This is a genomic window from Vibrio sp. 779(2023), from assembly GCF_033344285.1.
Classification (GTDB): Bacteria; Pseudomonadota; Gammaproteobacteria; order Enterobacterales; family Vibrionaceae; genus Vibrio; species Vibrio alginolyticus.
This window is the reverse complement of sequence record NZ_JAWPOM010000012.1, coordinates 21,871-38,385: the sequence shown is the minus strand read 5'-3', so window position 1 is coordinate 38,385 and position 16,515 is coordinate 21,871. Positions and strand designations below refer to the sequence as shown.

15 protein-coding genes are annotated in these 16,515 nt (G+C 44.6%); 9 read left to right on the top strand and 6 right to left on the bottom strand.

From position 1 onward, the window contains the following. Window positions 1–9 precede the first annotated feature (9 nt). Genes cobU through cobT form a run of 3 tightly spaced genes read right to left on the bottom strand, consistent with a single transcriptional unit; the run spans window position 10 to window position 2,389 of the window. On the bottom strand, window positions 10–543 hold the full coding sequence (gene cobU / locus R8O70_RS15625; RefSeq protein ID WP_042521941.1) for a bifunctional adenosylcobinamide kinase/adenosylcobinamide-phosphate guanylyltransferase: 534 nt from the start codon (window positions 541–543) through the stop codon (window positions 10–12). Next, the gene (locus R8O70_RS15620; RefSeq protein WP_053303161.1) at window positions 540–1,346 is read right to left on the bottom strand and encodes an adenosylcobinamide-GDP ribazoletransferase; all 807 of its coding nucleotides are present in this window, start codon (window positions 1,344–1,346) and stop codon (window positions 540–542) included. Before R8O70_RS15620 ends, cobU begins: the two co-directional genes overlap by 4 nt. Then, on the bottom strand, window positions 1,346–2,389 hold the full coding sequence (gene cobT / locus R8O70_RS15615; protein ID WP_318184247.1) for a nicotinate-nucleotide--dimethylbenzimidazole phosphoribosyltransferase: 1,044 nt from the start codon (window positions 2,387–2,389) through the stop codon (window positions 1,346–1,348). The genes R8O70_RS15620 and cobT overlap by 1 nt, the downstream gene beginning before the upstream one ends. Window positions 2,390–2,637: 248 nt before the next feature. Here cobT and R8O70_RS15610 point away from each other — a divergent pair, with 248 nt between their 5' ends. From R8O70_RS15610 to purT, 7 genes are all read left to right on the top strand, one after another. Next, window positions 2,638–3,327 carry an NAD(P)H-binding protein gene (locus R8O70_RS15610; RefSeq protein ID WP_005377884.1) on the top strand — a complete coding sequence of 230 codons (690 nt, stop codon included), beginning with the start codon at window positions 2,638–2,640 and terminating at the stop codon, window positions 3,325–3,327. Between the two features lie 200 nt (window positions 3,328–3,527). Continuing rightward, window positions 3,528–4,901, top strand: coding sequence for an L-cystine transporter (locus R8O70_RS15605; protein WP_193837428.1), 1,374 nt, complete (start codon window positions 3,528–3,530; stop codon window positions 4,899–4,901). A 157-nt stretch (window positions 4,902–5,058) separates the two neighbouring features. Then, window positions 5,059–6,480: an exodeoxyribonuclease I gene (gene sbcB / locus R8O70_RS15600; RefSeq protein ID WP_104975258.1), complete on the top strand. Its 1,422-nt coding sequence runs from the start codon at window positions 5,059–5,061 to the stop codon at window positions 6,478–6,480. Window positions 6,481–6,535: 55 nt separating this feature from the next. Then, entirely contained in the window at window positions 6,536–6,910 is a 375-nt protein-coding gene (locus R8O70_RS15595; protein ID WP_005397786.1) for a CidA/LrgA family protein, read from the top strand. Window position 6,911: 1 nt separating this feature from the next. Beyond that, window positions 6,912–7,589, top strand: coding sequence for an LrgB family protein (locus R8O70_RS15590; protein WP_005377888.1), 678 nt, complete (start codon window positions 6,912–6,914; stop codon window positions 7,587–7,589). Between the two features lie 431 nt (window positions 7,590–8,020). Further along, window positions 8,021–8,908: a cytidine deaminase gene (gene cdd / locus R8O70_RS15585; RefSeq protein WP_318184246.1), complete on the top strand. Its 888-nt coding sequence runs from the start codon at window positions 8,021–8,023 to the stop codon at window positions 8,906–8,908. Between the two features lie 143 nt (window positions 8,909–9,051). After that, a complete protein-coding gene (gene purT, locus R8O70_RS15580; protein WP_258624891.1) occupies window positions 9,052–10,227 on the top strand; it encodes a formate-dependent phosphoribosylglycinamide formyltransferase in 1,176 nt (391 codons plus the stop codon). Between the two features lie 72 nt (window positions 10,228–10,299). Here the strand turns inward: purT and R8O70_RS15575 are convergent, their stop codons facing one another. After that, the gene (locus R8O70_RS15575) at window positions 10,300–10,950 is read right to left on the bottom strand and encodes a thiopurine S-methyltransferase (protein WP_154204661.1); all 651 of its coding nucleotides are present in this window, start codon (window positions 10,948–10,950) and stop codon (window positions 10,300–10,302) included. 315 nt (window positions 10,951–11,265) lie between these two features. Between R8O70_RS15575 and R8O70_RS15570 the strand changes: the two genes are divergently transcribed. Next, complete coding sequence (locus R8O70_RS15570) at window positions 11,266–12,045, top strand: phosphoribosylglycinamide formyltransferase (protein ID WP_025766820.1); 780 nt, start codon at window positions 11,266–11,268, stop codon at window positions 12,043–12,045. A gap of 121 nt (window positions 12,046–12,166) precedes the next feature. On the opposite strand, the gene ihfA is transcribed toward R8O70_RS15570, so the two are convergent. Next, the gene (gene ihfA / locus R8O70_RS15565) at window positions 12,167–12,463 is read right to left on the bottom strand and encodes an integration host factor subunit alpha (protein WP_005377899.1); all 297 of its coding nucleotides are present in this window, start codon (window positions 12,461–12,463) and stop codon (window positions 12,167–12,169) included. Window positions 12,464–12,997: 534 nt separating this feature from the next. On the opposite strand from ihfA, the gene R8O70_RS15560 reads away from it, so the two are divergent. Beyond that, window positions 12,998–13,879, top strand: a complete 882-nt coding sequence (locus R8O70_RS15560; protein ID WP_005377901.1) for an AEC family transporter — start codon at window positions 12,998–13,000, stop codon at window positions 13,877–13,879. A 213-nt stretch (window positions 13,880–14,092) separates the two neighbouring features. Here R8O70_RS15560 and pheT read toward each other — a convergent pair whose 3' ends face one another. Then, window positions 14,093–16,498 (bottom strand): phenylalanine--tRNA ligase subunit beta, encoded by a 2,406-nt coding sequence (gene pheT / locus R8O70_RS15555; RefSeq protein ID WP_005385469.1) that lies wholly within the window; start codon window positions 16,496–16,498, stop codon window positions 14,093–14,095. Window positions 16,499–16,515 lie beyond the last annotated feature (17 nt).

Genomic DNA, 16,515 nt, shown 5'->3' with positions numbered 1-16,515 from the left:
TGTTCCATCCTACTCTTTAAGAACCAACGGCAAACCAGCAGCAACAAAGGTAACGCGATGGCAAACACTGGCTAGTTTTTGATTCATCCGTCCTGCATTATCCACAAAATAACGACTAACCGCCCCCAAAGGTACAATGCCCATTCCAACCTCGTTAGAGACGAATATTAACGTCGCATCTGAGCCACGTACCACCTGTATAAGCTTTTCAATTTCTGCTTCTAGCTTCTCATTGGAACATTCATCACCTAACTCAAATATCCAATTGTTGAGCCACAAGGTTAAACAGTCGATCAATACAACATCGGTGATAGCGAAATTTGTCAGTAACTCAGATAAATGAAGGGGGCATTCATGCTCTTGCCACTCGCCCCCGCGTTGCTTTTGATGATGCGCTATTCGCTCTCGCATTTCTTGGTCAAATGGCAGCGCGGTTGCAACATAGTGTAATGCTCGCTGAGAAGCGACCGATAATTGCTTAGCTGTTTTTTCTGCCAAATGCGACTTCCCAGAGCGCGCGCCACCGAGTATCAATTGCTTCATGAGGAGTGATACAACCCAATCATAGTGAGATAAATAAGCAGTTCCGACAACTGTTGCGCTGCGCCAAGGCAATCCCCCGTAAAGCCGCCAATTCTCTTGATTAACCAACGTTTGAACATCAAACGAAATACCACGAGAACAAGCGATATCAAGATCGCATCCGCGATACCAAGCACAAGCAATGTTACGCCACCAGTAAACAACAAAATGGAGACTTCTAGAGAAGACTGGCGACTTGCTAGCGGTTTACTTTTCGACGTATCACTGTCACTGACATAAGGCATGTCATAAATAAGCGTCGCTGCTAGTGCTCGGCTTGCGGTGTAAGCGACGACAATGACCAACCAAAAGTGCGGCAAGTTAGCCAGTTCACTCCAAAAAACATACTTAGCCAATAACGCCATAATGAGAGTGGCGGCACCATAAGTGCCAATACGACTGTCTTTCATAATAGAGAGGCGTCGCTCTACGGTCATGCCACCGCCAATGCCATCCGCCATATCGGTCAAGCCGTCTTCGTGAAAAGCCCCAGTTAACAATAAGCTAAACACCATCGTTAATACTATGGCAACCGACTCTGGGAAAAAAATTGAGGTGAGCGAGAATACCAAAGCGCAAAGTGCTCCAAGCACGAGACCAACTAACGCAAAGTAACGGCCTGCCTGATTCATGCGTTCTTCACTGTAAGGCAACGCTTGGGGCACGGGTAAGCGGCTAAAAAAACTGGTAGCTAATAGAAATAACTCCCACTGGTATCTTAACGATGACGGCGTGACTTTCTCAGAATTATCAGGGACTGACACTATACTGTAACTCCTGCACTCTCGAAGCTCGCCATTTTGTTGTAAAACTGAGCGGCAGCTTTTAACAAGGGTAAGGCAAGAGCGGCTCCTGTTCCCTCCCCTAGCCGTAAACCAAGGTCGAGCATCGGTTCTGCTTTAAGATGTTCCAATACAAATTTATGTCCATTTTCTTCAGAGCGATGGGCAAACAACATGTATTCACGCGTTTCTTCGTCTAACAACGTCGCAATATAAGCCGCTACCGATACGATAAACCCATCCACTAAAACTGGAGTTTTAAGCCGCTTGGCTTCTAAAAAAGCGCCCACCATTTGTACGATTTCAAAACCCCCAACCTGTGCGAGAATCGCTTTGGTATCAAGACCTCGACATCGGTTTACCCCCTGTGCTACCAGTTTATATTTGCGGCTCAACTGCTGTTGATTGATTCCGGTGCCAACGCCAACACAATAATCAATATCTAATGAGCTCAGCGCCGATAACAGTGCTGAGGCCGAACTGGTATTACCGATGCCCATCTCGCCGAACATTAAGAGGTTTGAACCATGCAAAATGGTATGCTCAGCAATCTTCGCACCATATTCTAAACCTAACGCCACTTGTTCTGGGGACATCGCGGATTGTTTAGAAAAATTAGCCGTACCGTTACCCAACCGTTGTTCAACCAAGTTGGGATGGGATTTAAATTCTGGAACCAGCACATCAATAGGAGCCAACATGCCGCAATCTATTACTTTGAGTTGAATGCCATTAATGTCGCAAAAACAGTTGATGGCTGCGCCGCCAGCGAGAAAGTTAGCCACCATTTGCTGAGTGACTTCGCTTGGCGCAATGCTCACACCCTCCTCTGCAACGCCGTGATCTCCAGCAAATACCAGCATGCTCGGTTTGCAGATAGCGATGGAATCAACTGGCTGAGGTTTATTCTGACTTTGAATAAGAGCTAACTGCAGTGCCACCTTTTCCAATAAGCCTAAAGAACCGACGGGTTTGGTTTTGTTATCTATGCGTGCTTGTATCTCCGCAGCAAAAGAGTCATCCATTTTTTACGTTCCTTTGATGTTGTCTGGGTGAGAGGTGTTCTGTTGTTCAAGAGGTCTTGTTCAGCGACAGTTTTTGCGCGCCCACTATTGTATACACTTGCATCCAATTGGGGCAGCGCTAATCAAGTTTATCTCAGGATAGTCTGCCGAGTTCGCAGAGCGTCTCACCTTTCTTGCACGAGATTATAAGTAACTCGTTGAAATCCGCTACAATAGCTTAGACTATGTTCCCATATAGGAGAAAAGATATGGATAACAACACCTGCGCAATCATCGCCGGTGCAACTGGCTTAGTAGGCTCAAAAGTCATTGCAAACCTCATAAATCAATCAGGTGTTGGAACATTATATTATCTTTCTCGCCGCCCACTCGATGGCGTCCTAGATGTGGACAACAAGCTTATTCCTCTCATTGATGCAGACCTTTCTATCCACCAATGGGATGAGAACCAACCAACACCAACCATCGGCTTTATCTGTTTAGGCACGACCCTTAAGCAAGCAGGCAGTAAGGATAATTTGCGTAGAGTAGATGTTGATCTGGTGTGCAAAGTCGCCCAACAAATGAAAACAATCGGAGTCAAACGCCTTGCGGTTGTTTCTAGCCTCGGTGCAAATAGTAAATCGCCATCCCATTACTTAGCTTGTAAAGGACAAATGGAACAACGAATCGAAGCTATGGATTTTGAGGAAATCGTATTTGTTCGCCCAGGCCCGCTTGTTGGTCAACGTCAAAACCCAAGAATGGACGAGAAGTTAGTACAAACTCTGTTTAAGGTAATTCGCCCACTTATGCTAGGCAAACTGTCCAACTTTTTACCTATTCGAGCAGAAGATGTCGCCAAAGCGATGATTTATCAACTTTTCAGTTATCAAGAAGACTCGGTGGTTTACTTACAAAGGAAAGAAATGCGTGAATTACTGCATCACTACGAATAACCATTTTGTACAATTAACGTGCTAATTCACACTCTCACGCGACTTAGATCTCGTTTTTATATTCATTTTAGATCTAGCTAATACCCGTTTGTCATTTTTAAAGTTATATCACGAGCGTTATCTTACGCTCCATAAATAAATCCGTATAAAACCCCATATAAAAAACAACCGCCACTTCGGCTGGTTGATAAGGTCAAATTATGAATTTTGCAGTGATAGCCTCTCTAGCCGTCTTTGTTGGAATATTGTTCTTTCTATTTAATCAGCAACAAAAGAAACACACTCTTTCACGTCTCGTTTTGATCGGTCTTGTTACCGGTTCTCTTTTTGGTCTTGCTTTGCAACTCATTCACGGTGAAGGCAACAGCGCAATTGCTCAAACACTTGAATGGGTAGGCATTGTAGGCAGTGGCTACGTTGGTCTACTGAAAATGGTCATCATGCCACTAGTATTGGTATCGATGATCTCTGCAGTTGTTAAGTTGGAGAAAGGTGGATCTTTAGGTAAAATTTCTGGCCTGACCATCTCTGTTCTTCTAGTAACGACTGCAATTGCTGCAATTATCGGTATTTTGGTGACAACGACATTTGGCCTGTCAGCAGAAGGGTTAACTGAAGGTGCGCGTGAAACCGCTCGTATCGCCGTTTTAGAAAGCCGTGCCGGTACAGTAAGTGACTTAACTATTCCTCAAATGCTAGTTAGCTTCATTCCAACCAACCCATTTGCTGATCTAACAGGTGCTCGCTCGACATCAATTATCGCTGTTGTGATTTTCGGCGTGTTAACTGGTATCGCCGCTCGTAAAGTGATGATGGAAAAAGCAGAGTTGGAATCACCGATTCGTACTTTCGTAGAAGCTGCTCAATCTATCGTTATGCGACTAGTGAAGATGATCATGGCCCTAACGCCATACGGCATCGCAGCACTGATGGCAAAAGTGGTAGCGACATCAAGCGCAGGCGACATCCTAAACCTACTTGGCTTTATTGTGGCGTCTTATGTTGCTATCGCACTGATGTTTGTTGTTCATGGCGTATTAGTCTCTTTTGTCGGCGTTAGCCCTGCGGAATACTTTAAGAAAATCTGGCCTGTACTGACCTTCGCGTTTACATCTCGTAGCTCAGCAGCAACAATTCCACTAAACGTAGAAGCGCAAATCACGAAGCTTAACGTACCACCAGCGATTGCAAACCTATCAGCATCGTTTGGTGCCACTATCGGCCAAAACGGCTGTGCGGGTATCTATCCTGCAATGCTTGCAGTGATGGTAGCTCCGACAATGGGCATCAACCCACTTGATCTACACTTTATCCTGTCATTGATTGCGATTATCACCATCAGCTCATTTGGTATTGCAGGTGTCGGCGGCGGTGCGACGTTTGCAGCCTTGATTGTTCTTCCTGCAATGGGCTTACCTGTGACCATCGCGGCACTGCTTATCTCTATTGAACCACTGATTGACATGGCACGTACCGCACTAAACGTTTCAGGCTCAATGACTGCGGGTACAATTGCTAGCCGAGTGCTGAAGTCACCAGAAAGTGAAGCAACATTGGAAGAAACACGAGCATAGAACTCAAATTCCTTCCAAAGCGATAAAACATAAAATATCAAGCCGATGGTTCGCCATCGGCTTTTTTCATTTTCAAAAATTCAACTTGCATCTTTCGTTGCTAGTCAAGGCGTTGAATGGTCTAATACTGTCATCGGTTTTGTAAACGGTAAGCAGAATGCACCAAGATAATCAGCCCACTTTTTTCTTCTTTGATTATGAGACATGGGGAACCAACCCCGCGAAAGATCGCCCAAGCCAGTTTGCTGGTGTTCGTACAGATGAAAACTTTAATATCATCGGCGAGCCTTTAGTCATGTACTGTCAACCACCGGCTGATTATCTTCCGTCTCCTGAAGCTGCGCTTATTACTGGTATTACTCCGCAAAAAACGGTTCAAGAAGGCCTTTCTGAGCCAGAGTTTATCGCTAAGATTCACACTGAACTCGCGAGACCAAATACCACCAGTTTAGGCTACAACAGCATTCGCTTTGATGACGAAGTGACCCGTTATACTTGTTATCGCAACTTTATCGAACCATACGCATGGAGTTGGCAAAACGGTAACTCACGTTGGGATTTACTCGATGTACTACGCGCGTGCCATGCCCTTCGCCCAGAAGGCGTAGAATGGCCAGAAAACGAAGATGGCTTCACTAGCTTTAAATTAGAACACTTGTCTGTGGCTAACGGCATAGAACATAGTAACGCGCACGATGCCATGGCAGATGTGATTGCGACTATCGAAATGGCAAAGAAAGTAAAAGCAGCGCAACCAAAATTGTTTGATTACTTTTTTTCTATGCGCCAAAAGCGCAAGCTCAATGATTTAGTCGACATCGTCAACATGACACCGTTGATGCACGTTTCAGGCATGCTAGGGCGCGAATGTCAGTACACTAGCTGGATTGTGCCTGTTGCTTGGCATCCAACCAATAATAACGCTGTTATCACCATCGATTTAGCGAAAGACCCTCAACCTATTCTTGAGCTATCCGCAGAAGAGCTGCACGAAAGACTCTACACTAAGCGCGAAGATCTTGGTGAATTGCTACCAGTGCCAGTTAAACTAGTTCATTTGAACAAATGCCCTATTCTCGCCCCTGCAAAAACGTTAACGGCGGAAAACGCAGAAAACATCGGCATTGATCGTCAGAAGTGTCTCGATAATTTGGCAATACTTCGCCAGCACCCTGAGATTCGAGAAAAACTAATCGGCTTGTTCTCTATCGAACGTCAATTTGAAAAAAGCGATGATGTGGACACTCAACTTTACGACGGATTCTTCTCTCCGGCCGATCGCGCAGCCATGGATATCATTCGAGAAACCGACCCGAACAATCTTGCCGCATTGGACATTGAATTTGATGACAAGCGCATTAAACCTCTATTGTTCCGCTATCGTGCGCGTAACTTCCCAGGCACATTAGACGAGCAAGAACAAAGACGCTGGGCATTACACTGTCGAGAAGTGTTTGAAAGCCAAATTGAAGAGTACATGCTGAATTTAGAAAACTTAGTTCACGAACATGAAAGTGACGAAAAGAAGATTGCGATATTAAAATCCGTGTACCGTTATGTAGAGAGCTTAGCTTCTTAACTCCTCCTAATACAAGCGCACCTTATGGTGTGCTTGTTGTTTATATACTGTCAAAATGATTAAAGAACGATTCTTACAACTGATCCAACTGCTCATTTCAATCTTCCTCATCATGGGGGCACTTGGCATCGGAATTACCATTCAAAAGTTCACTGGCGTTTCCGTCCCAGGAAGTGTCATCGGTATGCTCGTACTGTTTTTCTCTATGACTCTTGGGCTTGTAAAGGTCGATTGGGTCAAACCGGGCGCCACGCTATTTATCCGCTACATGATTTTGTTGTTCGTTCCTATTAGCGTGGGATTAATGCAACATTTCGATATGCTACTCGCTAATGCCCTCCCTATCATTGCTAGCGCAGTTGGAGGCTCACTCATTGTACTAGTCAGCCTCGCTTGGCTGCTGGACTACTTGCTAAAGGAGAAGCACTGATATGTGGTTAGTTGTTACCATTGCGGTTTTTCTTGTCGCGCGCCAAATCGCAATCAAAGTGAATAATCCTCTAGCAAATCCTTTGCTGATCAGTATTGCAGTGCTCATTCCTTTGCTTACTTACTTAAATGTACCGTTTGAAACGTATTATGCGGATAACGAAGGGATCAGTTTTTTACTTCAACCAGCCGTAGTTGCTCTGGCTTACCCGCTATATGAACAACTACCACAGATTAAAGCAAACTGGCGAATCATCACTTTTGCTTGCACAGTAGGCAGTGTGATGTCGATGATGACAACCACCTTGATCGCAGTCGCTTTCAAAGCAGATATCAGTTTAATCGCAAGTCTAGTGGGTAAATCCGTCACTACGCCAATAGCAATGGAAATTTCGAGTCACCTCGGTGGTGAAGCTGCCGTTGCGGCGATCTTGGTTCTGATTGTTGGTTTATTGGGCGCGATTTTGGCATACCCAATTTACAACTTAATTGGAATTAAACACCCGATTGCACGTGGTCTGACAATGGGTACAGTCTCTCATGCCTTAGGCACCGCTACTTGTGCAGAGAAACAGCCCATAGATGCCGCGTTCTCATCACTCGCATTGGTTTTATGTGGGATCATAACTTCTATTTTGGCTCCAAGTTTTTTTGCTTTGGCGGTCTGGCTATATCAATAGTTAAGCGCTCTTGGTCTGCCCTCCTTCCGGCAGGCCGTAGCCTTTACGTTTCTTACTTATCCCTTTTCAAAACCCTATCTTATCTATCAAACTCACCCAGTAATATCGTGAAGGGACTTGACTGAGATATACATTCATAGCATTAGCATTCTAGCTGCTACCACTCGCTCTAGATTACGTAAGTATAAAGTAGCATAGCGGTAAAAGTCGCGTTGGTAACATACTCCTGCTCCTTGGTCATATGAATATATACTGATATGGTTAATTGTGAGACGGAGATAACGCTTCACACCTGTGCAATCGAATACATGTGTGAGCTCACTCTAATTATGTAACAGAATTATCAATTGCATTATTTATCGTGATCTAACGCACGGAACATTTCTATCTTTCACATAGAATAACTGTCCATGCAATAACAAGGATTCAACATGAAAAGTCGCATTGAACAGGCGCTAGCAGGCGCTCCAGAAGCACTTTCCAAACAACTTGCTCCTATCATCCAAGCTGATGATTTTGATGCTACGCTTTCAGTTCAACAATTTGAGCAGTTGCTTTCAGCTACCGGTCTATCAGACAAAGAGCTTCGTGTTGCGCTACTTCCTTTTGCCGCAGCGTACTCCTATGCTCCCCTTTCTGACTTTTATGTCGGCGCTATCGTTCGTGGTCTTTCAGGTCGCCTTTACTTCGGTGCCAACATGGAATTCTTTGGTGTACAGTTGGGTCAAACGGTTCACGCAGAGCAGTCTGCGATTAGCCATGCTTGGATGAAAGGCGAACGTGGTGTTAAGGATATCACTATCAACTTCAGCCCATGTGGTCACTGCCGCCAGTTCATGAATGAGTTATCTACCGCAAACGAGCTTAAAATCCAGCTCCCAGAACGCGAAGAAAAGTCACTTCATGAATACCTGCCTGAAGCCTTTGGACCAAATGATCTCGGTATCGAGTCCGGCTTAATGGCAGAAGTTAAACACCAATTCTCATGTGATGATGAAGACGCACTCATCCAAACTGCAGTTGAAGCGATGAACATGAGCCACTCTCCATACACCAACAACTTGAGTGGTTTAGCATTAGAGATGACTAGCGGTCGTGTATTCCAAGGCGCTTATGCAGAAAATGCAGCGTTTAATCCTAGCTTGCCACCGCTACAAGTTGCGCTAATCCAAGTTTTACTTGCGGGTGAAATCTTTGACAGCATCAAAGCCGCTGCATTGGTAGAGAACTCAGAAGGTAAGATCAGTCATTTAGCCGATACGCAATCAACGTTGGAAGCGTTGAATCCAGATATTCCGCTTAGTTTTGTCAACGTATAAACGACAAATTCAACAAAAAGCTCTACAACATGTAGAGCTTTTTTATTACCTAAAAACCAAAAGCAAACGTTTGCTTTGTCATAAAACTTCAGTATGATCTCCTGCAATTTCTGTCTCATCACTCTATTTTGTAAGGGAACACTATGTTTGGCACTGCAACTAGCGCAAATGCTACCCGTGTATTACTTTTAGGCTCTGGCGAACTCGGTAAAGAAGTCGCCATTGAATGCCAGAGACTTGGTTTAGAAGTGATTGCTTGTGATCGCTATGCCAATGCTCCAGCGATGCAAGTCGCTCACCGTAGTTATGTTATCGACATGTTAGATGGGAACGCCTTAGAAGAAGTTATTACGAAGGAACAACCTACTTACGTCGTACCAGAAATTGAAGCCATCGCAACCGGCAAACTGGTAGAGCTTGAAGAAAAAGGACTGAATGTTGTTCCAACCGCTAAGGCAACCAGGCTAACAATGAATCGTGAAGGTATCCGACGTTTGGCAGCAGAAGAACTGGAATTGACGACTTCACCTTATCGTTTTGCAGATAACTTTGAAGACTTCAAAGCCGCGGTTGAACATGTGGGTATTCCGTGCGTGGTGAAGCCAGTGATGAGCTCTTCCGGTAAAGGGCAAAGTGTTATCAAGACCGAAGACGACGTTACAAAAGCATGGGATTACGCTCAGGAAGGCGGACGTACGGGTGCAGGTCGCGTTATCGTGGAAGGTTTTATCGACTTCGATTACGAAATCACTTTATTGACCATCAGAGCCGTTGACGGTGTGCATTTCTGTGCTCCAATTGGTCATCGTCAGGAAGATGGCGACTACCGCGAATCATGGCAACCGCAAGCTATGTCAGAAAACGCAGTAAAAGCAGCTGAATACACGGCTGAGAAAGTGGTAAACGCGCTCGGTGGCTACGGCATCTTTGGTGTAGAGCTGTTTGTCAAAGGCGATAAAGTCATTTTCAATGAGGTCTCTCCTCGCCCTCACGATACGGGTATGGTTACAATGATTTCGCAGGAAATGTCTGAGTTTGCTCTCCACGTGCGCGCGTTTACCGGAATGCCAATTAATAATATTGTGCAATATGGCCCATCTGCGTCTGCTGTTATTCTTGGACAAGGAACTTCCACAAACATTCGCTTTGAAAACCTAAGCAAAGCTTTAGCTCAACCTCAAACACAAGTTCGTCTATTCGGTAAGCCAGAAATCGATGGCCGCCGCCGTTTAGGTATTGTCCTTACGCGACGAAAAACCACCGAAGAAGCCGTTCAAGATGCTGTTGAAAGTGCTTCAAAAGTGAATATCATTTATTAAATACGAACCACTCATACAAAAATAGCGCAGCTCAAATTGCTGCGCTATTTCGTGTTCCAAACCGAAGAGAGCCTATTCACTCTCGATTAAGTACACTTCTTCAGAGAAGCGACTTAAGCCTTTTTTCACAATTTTAGGATGATTCTCGTCAGCTTCATCTACGTTCAAACAAGTAACTTTGTAACCTGAAAATAACTGCTCAATCTCTTCGACCGGCACGCTAAATGGAGGCCCCGCCATCTCTTCTTGAGGATAGTTGAGTGTAACAAGCAAAATACGACCGCCTGGGTTCAGCAGTTGCTTGAGACGCTCTACATACTCCTCTCGCATATCTTGCGGTAAAGCAACCAACGCGGCGCGATCATAAATGATATCGGCTTGAGATAGTGGTGCAGTGAAAAAGTCCCCAGTATAAATAGAGAGCTCATCAAATTGATAAAGCTCGTGCTTGCCATTAAGAGGCGTTACCGTTGGCGTGTAAAAATGTTCAGCAAAAAAGGCACGCACAGCAATATGGCTTAGCTCAACACCTTCAACCGAATCATGCTTCATCGCTAGCCAAATCAAGTCTTCTGACTTTCCACATAAAGGAACTAACACTTTATCTTCACGCTTTGGATTAGTGTGTTTCCAATATACTGGTAATAGCGGGTTTACATCTTCCAAGTGAAATCCGATCTGATTGCTGGCCCATTTGTTATGCCAAAATTCTTGGTCTCTCATTTTACTTTCTACTTGTCGGCTGTTTTCATTTTGAGAGGTAAGACTAACGTTTTTTTTCAATTTGTCTATGCCGTTCATCTTTGGTTAATACTGCGGTGATAGGATGTAATCGGTCTCATAGGAGACGCGCCTCTATCTGATAATCAGAATAAAGAAAAGAGAAATGGTGATCTAACGCACGATTCTACTTCAAGACAAAACTGAAACCTTGGAATCTTTCGTAATGGCCCCATTTATAAGTTAGTACCTGATTTGCCGAACTTAGCGACCTTTATGTTCCCTATTTTCTAAGTACAAGCAAGTTAAGGAGAGTGAATGAGCTTATTTCTTCGTACTACAGCATTGATGCTTTTGGTACTTAGCCGTGCACCGGCATTTGCCGCACTTCCAATTACCCCTGCGCCTAGTGGCGAACAAAATCGTTCAACCAGCCAAAACGAAGTTTGTTCGAAACTTTTTAAACACAGCCTTAGCGGTTTATATGGCATTCAGTCAATCGACACCACACCAACTCAGCCATATTCTGACTTCGACATTCTTTACAGCAAAGCTCACCAAGCGCAATTTGAACTTGAAACTATCTGTAAAAGTACCGCACTTCTTAATGACGCTCAGCCATACTTCGCAGGCGTGAAATCCAAACAACGAGCAGAAGAAAAGATAGCTTTAGAGTTAGATGGGAAAGTTGAACGTATTACTGACCTAGCACGTGCAACGATTGTAGCTGAAGACGTCGCGAGTTTAGTCTCCATTTATGAAACGTTAGAGCGTGAAACAACGATTGTGAAAGTAAAAAATCGATTCAAAAAACCTGGCCCTTCAGGATATAGAGACTTGAACTTGCTCGTTCGTTTACCAAAAACAAACCTAGTAGCCGAAGTTCAACTGCACTTGAAAGCAATCGCAGATGTAAAAAGCGGTCCCGAACACGACCTATACGAAAAAATCCAGAAACTAGAACGTCAAGCGATGTTGGAAAAACGTGAGCTAAGCGAAATAGAGCTTGCCTCTATTCGCAACATGCGTACACAGTCTAAGAACTTGTACCAACAAGCATGGCAACCATACTTAACAACGCATCTAGAAGCGGCGTAACCGATATCATTAAGCGTCTCTCATAAACAGAAAAACCACCGCATTGCGGTGGTTTTCATTTGTATGCACACGAATTTTACGCAAAAAAAGACCACGCCTTAGCGTGATCCATTTATTCGGCTTACTGTACTTTCTTCAGGTTTTCTACACGAGCTTTTAACTTCTGACCCGGGCGAAAAGTCACTACACGTCGAGCAGTAATTGGAATATCTTCACCAGTTTTCGGGTTACGACCAGGTCGTTCATTCTTGTCACGAAGATCAAAGTTACCAAAACCTGACAGTTTTACCTGTTCGCCACTTTCCAGTGCCTTACGAATCTCTTCAAAGAACACTTCCACCGTTTCCTTGGCGTCCCGCTTACTAAATCCTAATTTATCAAACAGGTTTTCTGCCAGTTCGGCTTTTGTGAGCGCCATAAAACTTTCCTCAAAGCTATGTTAAACAATGCTACGTTAGTGTAGCGCCAGAGCAGTTTTACCCTACCAATTCAACAACATATCGGGGTTACATCAGGAAGTGTATGACAAGCTTATGATTTTCGCCAACTTTTTTCTTGGCGAACAAAAGGAATAGCACTACGTAAATTATTGTTAAACACCAGAAATTTGATATTTTTGTTTTTGTTTCATCTTTATCAGGAAAAACATCCAGATTATAAAACTAAAAGTAGTTTAAATATCAACATTAAACACTATTTAATAAAAATATCAGATATTGGTTATTTAACAGACACTTGACATAGAACTTGTCGTAAATTCAGTGATTTGTATGTAACTCGATACGTAACAATTAGATTAAAAGGTATGACCACCTGTACTTTGCAACTGTGCTTAGAAAGCTTGATTAAACCCACGCTTCTCGCTGTTCAACGATGACGCCATATATAAAGATTGATAATGTGGAAGTTCGTGTATTTCCTCATTAGCTTCTTACACTGCTTCTAGGCGACCATGATTAATCAAATCATAAATATTCTTTTCCCTGTTTTTGCTCTTGTCGGAGTTGGCTATTTGGTCGGTCGTTACATCAAGCCTGACTTTCGCCCAATAAACCGCATTAATATTGAGGTATTTACGCCAGCACTGGTATTTTCGTCACTCGTTAGCATGCCGCTCGATTCAAATCAGGGGCCGCTTCTTTTGGCAGCAATTGTCGCGGTTTTAATTCCCGCACTACTCATGATCCCGGTATGTCGATGGACGTCACTCTCGTTTAAAACCTGGGCGCCACCACATATGTTTCGCAATAGCGGAAATCTAGCTATTCCTTTGTTTACCTATACGTTTGGAGAAATTGCGCTGTCGTCAGCAGTGCTTTTATTTGTCGTGTCAGCATGCTTGCATATCAGCTTAGGCGTAATGCTGCTTAGTCATGGCAACCCTTTTAAGCAAATAGTCAAGATGCCAATCTTTTTAGCAGCGTCGTTGGCTCTGTTTCTCAACGTGTCAAATGTGGGTGCATGGGCGCCTTTATACGAAGCCACGGCTCTACTTGGGCAAGCGGCCGTACCCGTGATGCTTTTATCTCTGGGGGCACAAATGTGTCATTTAAGGTTGGACGGTTTAAAGATTGGTGTGTTGTGTACCGTGCAGTCACTGGCAACTGGTGCTGTCGCTTTTGCACTTATTTATTGGTTAATTCCCCTTCCAACGATGCAATTGCAAATGATGGTGCTCTTCACAATGCTGCCGCCAGCCGTCATGAATTACCTATTTGCGGAAAGGCTGAATATAGAACCCATGAAAGTGGCGTCAATGGTACTATTTGGCAACTTTTTCAGCATTCTTACGCTACCTCTTCTGCTTAGCTATACCCTCTCACTCGCTGCCTAACCGCCAACAAGCTATCGTTAGCGTGTATTAGCTGAAAAACAATACGTTCCTAATCTCGGGTAAGGGCCATCCCTAGTTTGGTCTAGTATTTTAAAGTAATGAGGGGTGGTGCGAGCAGTAAGGAACTTGAACAACGATAAGGTAATCCTAAAAATAAAAAACCCTGCCGAGCTGGCAGGGTTTTCATTTCTTAAGAAGATGCGTTACGCGAGATTAGTCACGTAGAGACGCACCAAACTTCTCAGAAACGTGAGCAACGATAGCGTCAACCGCACCCGCGATATCTGCATCTTCAAGCGTACGCTCAAGTGACTGTAGAGTCAGAGCGATTGCTAGGCTCTTCTTACCATCTTCAACGCCTTTACCTACGTAAACGTCGAACAGTTTCGCATCTTTAAGGAACTCGCCACCTTGCTCTAGACAAGCGTTAACGATGTCACCAGATGCAACAGCTTCATCCACTACTACCGCGATATCACGACGGTTTGAAGGGAATTTAGAAAGTGCTACCGCTTCTGGGATCACTTTGCTGTTAATTGCAGACCATTCGATTTCGAATACGATAGTACGACCATTTAGACCGAACTTACGCTCAAGCTCAGGGTGAACGGTACCGATCACACCCACTTCTTTGCCATCTACGATAATTGCCGCAGATTGACCTGGGTGAAGTGCTGGGTTAGCTTTTTTGCTTTCAGGTGACAGTGCAGCGAAAGAGTACGCTTTTTCGTTCGCAGATAGCTCTAGAATCGCTTCTAGATCGCCCTTAAGGTCGAAGAAATCAACCGTGTTAGTTTCGATATCCCAATGTTCTTCACCGCGAGTACCAGCAATAACACCTGCAAGCATAGGCTCTTGACGCATGCCGTTTTCTGCAGTTTCACATGGGATGAAACGTAGGCCGTATTCGAATAGACGAACGCGTGGCTGTTGACGCTTCTGGTTGTGAACAACCGTGTTCAGCAGACCTTGGATAAGACCAAGACGCATTGCTGACATGTCTGCAGAAATTGGGTTTGGAAGCACTAGAGGCTCAACACCAGGTACAACTAGCTTTTGTTGCTCAGGCTCAACGAAGCTGTATGTAATTGCTTCGTGGTAACCACGGTCAACAAGAAGATCACGAACGCGTTTCAGTGGAAGATCCGCTTCAACGTGGTTGTGCATCTTAAGTGCTGCTGCTGGGTGTTGGTTAGGAATGTTGTCATAACCGTAGATACGGCCAACTTCTTCAATTAGGTCTTGCTCGATAGCGATATCGAAACGCCATGTTGGCGCTACTGCCATCCAACCTTCTTCTGAAGCTTCAACAGTCAAACCTAGACGCTCTAGGATTTCTACTACGTCGCTATCTGCAATGTGGTGACCTAGCAGGTTGTCTAGCTTAGTACGACGTAGAGCAACTTTGTTTGGCTTAGGTAGGTCTGCTTCAGACTCTACTGCAACAACAGGTGCTACTTCACCGCCACAGATCTCAACAAGAAGCTGAGTTGCACGCTCCATTGCGCTCACTTGTAGTGCGTAATCCACACCACGCTCGAAACGCATTGAAGAATCAGTGTGAAGACCGTAGCTACGTGCGCGGCCACGGATGTGGTCAGGTGCAAAGAATGCACACTCTAGTAGAACGTCTTTAGTCTCAGTTGTTACACCAGACTCTTCACCACCAAAGATACCTGCGATTGCAAGTGCTTTGTTGTGGTCAGCAACTACTAGTGTATCTGCGTTTAGTTCTGCTTCGTTGCCGTCAAGAAGCGTTAGCTTCTCACCTTGCTCAGCCATACGAACTACGATGCCACCTTCGATCTTCGCTAGATCGAATGCGTGCATTGGTTGGCCTTGCTCTAGAAGAACGTAGTTAGTGATGTCTACTACAGGGTCGATAGAGCGAATACCACAACGACGCAGTTTCTCTTGCATCCATAGTGGCGTTTCAGCTTGAACGTTTACGTTCTTAATAACACGACCTAGGTAACGAGGACACGCAGCTGGCGCTTTCACTTCGATAGACACTTTATCGTCGATTGAAGGGGCAACTGCTTCTACTGATGGCTCAGTCACGTCAGCACGGTTTAGTACGCCAACTTCACGAGCTAGACCACGAATGCTGAAACAGTCAGCGCGGTTTGCTGTTAAGTCTACGTCTACTGTTACGTCGTCTAGACCTAGGAATTCACGGAAATCAGTACCGACTACTGCGTCTTCTGCTAGTTCCATGATACCGTCTGACTCAACGTCGATACCTAGTTCAGTGAATGAACAAAGCATGCCGTGAGATGGCTGGCCACGTAGTTTCGCTTTTTTGATTTTGAAATCACCTGGAAGAACAGCACCAACTGTTGCTACTGCTACTTTCAGACCTTGGCGACAGTTAGGTGCGCCACAAACAATGTCTAGAAGCTCTTCTTCACCCACGTCAACTTTAGTTACGCGCAGTTTGTCTGCATCTGGGTGTTGACCACATTCAACAACGTGACCGACTTTAACGCCAGTAAAAGACCCTGCAACAGGTAGAACGTCGTCTACCTCTAGACCGGCCATTGTAATTTGGTGAGTTAGCTCGTCAGTAGTAACCGCAGGGTTTACCCACTCACGAAGCCATGATTCGCTGAATTTCATGTTGATGAACCCTCTGG

Bases quoted from the DNA above. Each gene is read 5' to 3' on its own strand.
- cobU (WP_042521941.1), bottom strand. From the start codon at position 543: ATGAAGCAATTGATACTCGGTGGCGCGCGCTCTGGGAAGTCGCATTTG.
- cobT (WP_318184247.1), bottom strand. From the start codon at position 2,389: ATGGATGACTCTTTTGCTGCGGAGATACAAGCACGCATAGATAACAAA.
- R8O70_RS15610 (WP_005377884.1), top strand. From the start codon at position 2,638: ATGGATAACAACACCTGCGCAATCATCGCCGGTGCAACTGGCTTAGTA.
- R8O70_RS15605 (WP_193837428.1), top strand. From the start codon at position 3,528: ATGAATTTTGCAGTGATAGCCTCTCTAGCCGTCTTTGTTGGAATATTG.
- sbcB (WP_104975258.1), top strand. From the start codon at position 5,059: ATGCACCAAGATAATCAGCCCACTTTTTTCTTCTTTGATTATGAGACA.
- R8O70_RS15595 (WP_005397786.1), top strand. From the start codon at position 6,536: ATGATTAAAGAACGATTCTTACAACTGATCCAACTGCTCATTTCAATC.
- R8O70_RS15590 (WP_005377888.1), top strand. From the start codon at position 6,912: ATGTGGTTAGTTGTTACCATTGCGGTTTTTCTTGTCGCGCGCCAAATC.
- cdd (WP_318184246.1), top strand. From the start codon at position 8,021: ATGAAAAGTCGCATTGAACAGGCGCTAGCAGGCGCTCCAGAAGCACTT.
- purT (WP_258624891.1), top strand. From the start codon at position 9,052: ATGTTTGGCACTGCAACTAGCGCAAATGCTACCCGTGTATTACTTTTA.
- R8O70_RS15575 (WP_154204661.1), bottom strand. From the start codon at position 10,950: ATGAGAGACCAAGAATTTTGGCATAACAAATGGGCCAGCAATCAGATC.
- R8O70_RS15570 (WP_025766820.1), top strand. From the start codon at position 11,266: ATGAGCTTATTTCTTCGTACTACAGCATTGATGCTTTTGGTACTTAGC.
- ihfA (WP_005377899.1), bottom strand. From the start codon at position 12,463: ATGGCGCTCACAAAAGCCGAACTGGCAGAAAACCTGTTTGATAAATTA.
- R8O70_RS15560 (WP_005377901.1), top strand. From the start codon at position 12,998: ATGATTAATCAAATCATAAATATTCTTTTCCCTGTTTTTGCTCTTGTC.
- pheT (WP_005385469.1), bottom strand. From the start codon at position 16,498: ATGAAATTCAGCGAATCATGGCTTCGTGAGTGGGTAAACCCTGCGGTT.